Below are 5,712 nucleotides of genomic sequence, written 5' to 3'. Positions count from 1 at the left end.
CCGGATCGCGGATCACGATGACAACGGGCAAAGACCCCATCCTGAGACGATCACACGATCCGGTGCGGGGCCCCGGGTGGCCACCCGGGGCCCCGCAACCCGGCATCTCCACAATGCCACAAATCAAACAGACAATCCTGAAGCCGCGAAGCGGCTGAAGGATCTGGAGCGTGGGTCTCCGAATCGCTGCAAAGCCTTGCAGCGGGGATCCCGTTGACCTGAGCCCGTCGCCCTGCCCCCCGGGCGCCCCCCTCGAAAGCCGACTCCAAACCTGCGATACTGGCCGGCCAACCAAGCAAAGCGGGGCGTCGGAACCCGCAGGGAGGAACGGTCATGTCGAAGAAGTTCGCGGCCCGCAAGGCGGAGCAGCTCGAACAGGTGCGCGCGCTGGTCGCCGAGCGGCTGGACCGCGCGCAGGTCGAGGCCGCGACCCGGTTCGTCGAGATCTACTACGCGCACGTCCCGCCGGCGGACATAGCGCCGCTGGACCCGGAGAACCTTTACGGGGCCGCGCTGTCGGCCTGGTCGTTCCTGCGCCACCGCCAGGGCGGCGCGCCGCGCGTGCGGGTCTACAATCCGGATTACGAGCAGCACGGCTATCAGGGCGAGCACACGGTCATCGAGGTCGTCAACGACGACATGCCGTTCCTGGTGGACTCCGTCACGGCGGCGCTGGGCACCATGGACATGGTGGTGCATCTGGTCATCCACCCGGTGCTGTGCGTGCGGCGCTCGGCGCGCGGCGACCTGGAGGACCTGTGCGAGCGCGACGCCGAGGGCGGCCGCCGCGAATCCCTGATGCATGTGGAGATCGCCGAGCAGACCGACCCGCACATCCTGGAGACCATCGAGCGCACCATCACCGAGGTGCTGGCCGAGGTCGCGGCCGCCGTGGACGACTGGCCGGAGATGCAGGGCCTCGCCCGCGCCCTGGCCGAGACCCTGCGCACGGGAGCGGGTTCGGCGCTGCCGGACGGCCCGGACGCCGAGGCCGTGGCCGACATGGCCCGCTTCCTGGAGTGGATGGGCGAGAACCACTTCACCTTTCTGGGCTGCCGGGACTATGTGGTCGCCGAGGGCGACATCGGCCTGGAGGCGGACCCGCAGCCCGGCCTGGGCATCCTGCGCAATCCGGACCGCCGGGTGTTCGGCCAGTTGCGCGACCTGGACTCGCTGCCCGAGGACGTCCAGGACCACGTGCGCGGACCCGATCCCCTGGTCATCACCAAGACCACCATGCGGGCCCGGGTGCATCGCTCCGTCCCCATGGACGCGGTGGCCATCAAGCGGTTCGCGGACGACGGCCGGCTGGCCGGCCTGACGCTGCTGGTCGGGCTGTTCACGGCCGACGTCTACACCAACAGCGCCATGACCATCCCCGTGGTGCGCCGCAAGGTGCGCGCCGTGATGGCGCGCAGCGGCTTCGATGCCGGCGGGCACGACAGCAAGCGCCTGCTGCACATCATGGAGACGCTGCCCCGGGACGAGTTGATCCAGACCGAGGAAACCAAGCTGCTGGAGACGGCGCTCGGCATTCTCGACCTGCAGGAGCGCCAGCGCACCGCCCTGTTCCTGCGCCAGGACGAGTTCCAGCGCTTCGTGTCGTGTCTGGTGTTCATCCCACGCGACCGCTACGACACGGCCCTTCGACTGACCGTCCAGGACATCCTGGAGGCCGACTTCCAGGGCAAGGTGGAGACCTACACCACCCAGGTGGACGATTCCCGGCTCGCCCGGCTGCACTTCATCATCCGCACCACGCCCGGCGCCATGCCGGCCCACGACGCGGACGAGATCGAGGCCCGCATCGCCGCCGCGACCCGCTCGTGGCCCGACCATCTGGCCGACGTGCTGTACACCACCAAGGGCGAGGAACACGGCCTGCGCCTGTTCCGGCGCTACGGCGCGGCGTTCCCCGCCAGCTACCGCGAGCGCCACAGCGCCCAGGGCGCGGTCGCCGACATCGCCCGGATCGAGGAGGCGCTGGACTCCGGCCGGTTCACGCTGAACCTGCACCGCCCGATCGAGGCGCCCGAAAGCGAGGTGCGCTTCAAGATCTATCAGCCGCACGGGTCCGTCGCCCTGTCCGACATGCTGCCGGTGCTGGAGAACATGGGCTTCCGGGTCATCGGCGAGGTGCCGTTCGCGCTCTCGCCGCGCCTGACCAACGGCGCGGGCGAGGGCAGCCCCGGCACGCAGCGCACCGTCTGGATCCACGACTTTTCCATGCGCGCCGCCTCGGGCGCGGTGGTGGACATCGGCGAGGCCCGGGGCCCGTTCCAGGAGGCCTTCACCCGGGTGTGGACCGGCGAGCTGGAAAACGACGCCTTCAACCGTCTGGTCATCGAGGCTGGGCTGGACTGGCGGCAGGTGGTCGTCCTGCGCGCCTATGCGCGGTATCTGCGGCAGGCCGCGTTCACCTTCAGCGAGGCCTACATCCAGCAGGCGCTGTCCCGGAACCCGGAGATCACCGCCCGTCTGGTGGCGCTGTTCGAAGCCCGGTTCGATCCGGCCCGCGATCCCGCCGCCGCCACGCGCGAGGAACAGCGGGTCACGGACGCCATCGAGGCGGCGCTGAACGACGTCACCAACCCCGACGAGGACCGCATCCTGCGGCGCTATCTCAACCTGATCGCGGCGACCCTGCGGACCAACCACTTCCAGACCGGCGCCGACGGCCTGCCCAAGCCCTATCTGGCGCTGAAGATCGACAGCCGCGCGGTGGAGGACCTGCCGCTGCCCCGGCCCTGGGTCGAGGTCTTCGTCTACAGCCCGCGCGTCGAGGCCATCCACCTGCGCGGCGGCAAGGTGGCGCGCGGCGGCATCCGCTGGTCCGATCGGCGCGAGGACTTCCGCACCGAGGTGCTCGGCCTGATGAAGGCGCAGATGGTCAAGAACGCGGTCATCGTGCCGGTGGGCTCCAAGGGCGGGTTCGTGGTCAAGCAGCCGCCGCCGGCCGATGCCGGGCGCGAGGCGATCCAGGCCGAGGGCATCGCCTGCTACAAGACCTTCATGCGCGGCCTGCTCGACCTGACCGACAACCTGAAGGGCGAGGAGGTGGCGCCGCCGCCCGACCTGCGCCGGCGCGACGGCGACGACCCCTATCTGGTGGTGGCCGCCGACAAGGGCACGGCGACGTTCTCGGACATCGCCAACGCGGTCTCGCTGGACTACGGCTTCTGGCTAAGGGACGCCTTCGCCTCCGGCGGCTCCAACGGCTACGACCACAAGGCCATGGGCATCACCGCGCGGGGGGCCTGGGAGGCGGTCAAGCGCCACTTCCGCGAGATGGGCCGCGACACCCAGCGCCAGGACGTCACCGTCATCGGCGTCGGCGACATGTCGGGCGACGTGTTCGGCAACGGCATGCTGCTGTCGCCGCACATCCGGCTGATCGGGGCCTTCAACCACCTGCACGTCATGGTCGACCCGGACCCGGACGCGGCGCGCTCGTTCGAGGAACGCAAGCGGCTGTTCGCGCTGCCGCGCTCGTCCTGGGCGGACTACGACGCGGCCGTGCTGTCCGAGGGCGGGCGCGTGTTCGAGCGGCGCGCCAAGCGGGTGACGGTCACGCCCCAGATCAAGGCCCGCCTGGGCCTGCGCAAGGAGACCGTGACCCCCAACGAACTGATCGCCGCCCTGCTGCGGGCCGAGGCCGATCTCATGTGGTTCGGCGGCATCGGCACCTACGTCAAGGCCGCACACGAGAGCCACGCCGAGGTGGGCGACCGCGCCAACGACGGCATCCGCGTCAACGCCGAGGACCTGCGGGTCAAGGTGGTCGGCGAGGGCGCCAACCTGGGGGTCACCCAGCGGGCCCGCGTCGCCTTCGCCATGCGGGGCGGGCGCATCAACACCGACGCCATCGACAACTCGGCCGGCGTGGACTGCTCCGACCACGAGGTGAACATCAAGATCCTGCTGGACGGCATCGTCGAGGCCGGCGACATGACCGAGAAGCAGCGCAACGCCCTGCTGGGCGAGATGACCGACGACGTGGCGGGGCTGGTGCTGCGGGACAACTACCTGCAGACCCAGGCCATCTCGCTGATGGAGCGGGGCTCGGCCGGGCTGCTGGACCACCAGCACCGTCTCATGCGGGCGCTGGAGCGGCTGGGCCGCCTGGACCGCGCGGTGGAGGGCCTGCCCGACGACGAGGAGATCGCCGAGCGCCTGACCGCCGGCAAGGGGCTGACCCGGCCCGAACTGGCCGTCATCATCCCCTACGGCAAGCTGTGGGTGTTCGACGAGGTGATGGAGTCCGATCTGCCCGAGGACCCCATGCTGACCGAGTCCATGGCGTTGTACTTCCCGCCGGCCTTGCAGGACCGCTACCGCGAGCAGATCGCCCGCCACCGGCTGCGCCGCGAGATCATCGCCACCTACATCGCCAACTCGATGATCAACCGCGTGGGCGCGGCCTTCATCACCGAGATGATGGAAAAGACCGGCATGCGCCCGGCCGACATCGCCCGCGCCTACATGGCGGTGCGCGAGGTGTTCGGGCTGCGCGCGCTGTGGTCGGACATCGAGGCCCTGGACGGACAGGTGGAGGCCGGCGTGCAGCTCGACCTGCTGCACCACGTCAACCGGCTGGTGGGGCGGCAGACGCAGTGGATGCTGCGCAACGGCACCTGGCCGCTGGATGTCTCGGCGACGGTGACCGATCTCGCCCCGGCGGTGCAGGCGCTGTCGGCGGGGCTGGACGAACTGGCCACCGATGAGACCCTCGCCAGCGCCCGCGAGACCCTGACGGCCTGGATGGACGCCGGGGTGCCCGAGCCGCTGGCCGCCGGCGTGGCCTGCCTGCCGGTGATGGCGTCGGCGGGCGACATCATGCGCATCACGGTCGGCCATGACCTGTCCATGGATCAGGTCGCGCGGCTGTATTTCGCCGTCGGCACACGGCTGGGCATCGGCTGGCTGCGTCAGGCCGCCGAGCGACACGAGAACGGCAGCCACTGGAGCAAGCTGGCGATCTCCGCCGTGGCCGAGGAGGTCTCCAGCCATCAGCGCCAGATCACGGACCGGGTGATCGAGCACGGGCAGGCGCTGGACGACCCGGACGCCGCGATCGCCGCCTGGACCGCGACCAACCCGGTCACGGCCGAGCGCGCGGCCCAGCTTCTGGGCGAGCTGCGGGCGGCCTCGGGCGGCGTGGACCTGGCCATGCTGACCGTGGCCAGCCGCCAGTTCCGGGCGATGGCGGGGGTGTAGGGGGGTGTGACCGCCCCACCACAGGGCCACAGCTTTTGCGCAAGCGTGCCCGCAGGCTGCCTTATGGCGTGTTTCCTTCCGTGTTTGACTCGGATAGCATCAAACCATATCAGTGCATATGTCAGTGTCTCGATACAGGCTTGGGGGTGCGCCCCAACCGACCTTGGTCTGTGACCGAGGTCGGTTTTCGTCTCATCGATTTCGGAGCAAGGACCATGCAGCGCCAAGAGAACAGGAACGAGAGCGACCGAAAGCTGTTACCGCGCGACATTTCGCGGTTCGAGACCCTGTATCCGAACGGTGAAGCCCAGCTCAAGCAGGACCCCACCCCCGGGTTCTCGTATCTGAATTCCGCAGAGGGCTTATCCCTTTGAGTCCGGGACCACATCATGTGGTGACAGGTGGCCTGAAACGGCGTAGAACATAACGTGAACGCACGCCATTTCCGGAGCCCGACCATGAGCAAGTTTCCTCGATCCCTGCTCGAATTCCAGC

1 protein-coding gene is annotated in these 5,712 nt (G+C 69.4%); it reads left to right on the top strand.

What is annotated here, in order from left to right:
• The first annotated feature begins 333 nt into the window (after nt 1-333).
• A complete protein-coding gene (locus tag GHC57_RS18560) occupies nt 334-5,217 on the top strand; it encodes an NAD-glutamate dehydrogenase (RefSeq protein WP_153347067.1) in 4,884 nt (1,627 codons plus the stop codon).
• Nucleotides 5,218-5,712: the final 495 nt, after the last annotated feature.

It is taken from the genome of Roseospira navarrensis (assembly GCF_009601025.1).
Classification (GTDB): Bacteria; Pseudomonadota; Alphaproteobacteria; order Rhodospirillales; family Rhodospirillaceae; genus Rhodospira; species Rhodospira navarrensis.
The sequence above is the reverse complement of the archived record's forward strand: the minus strand, read 5'-3'. Positions and strand labels throughout refer to the sequence as shown.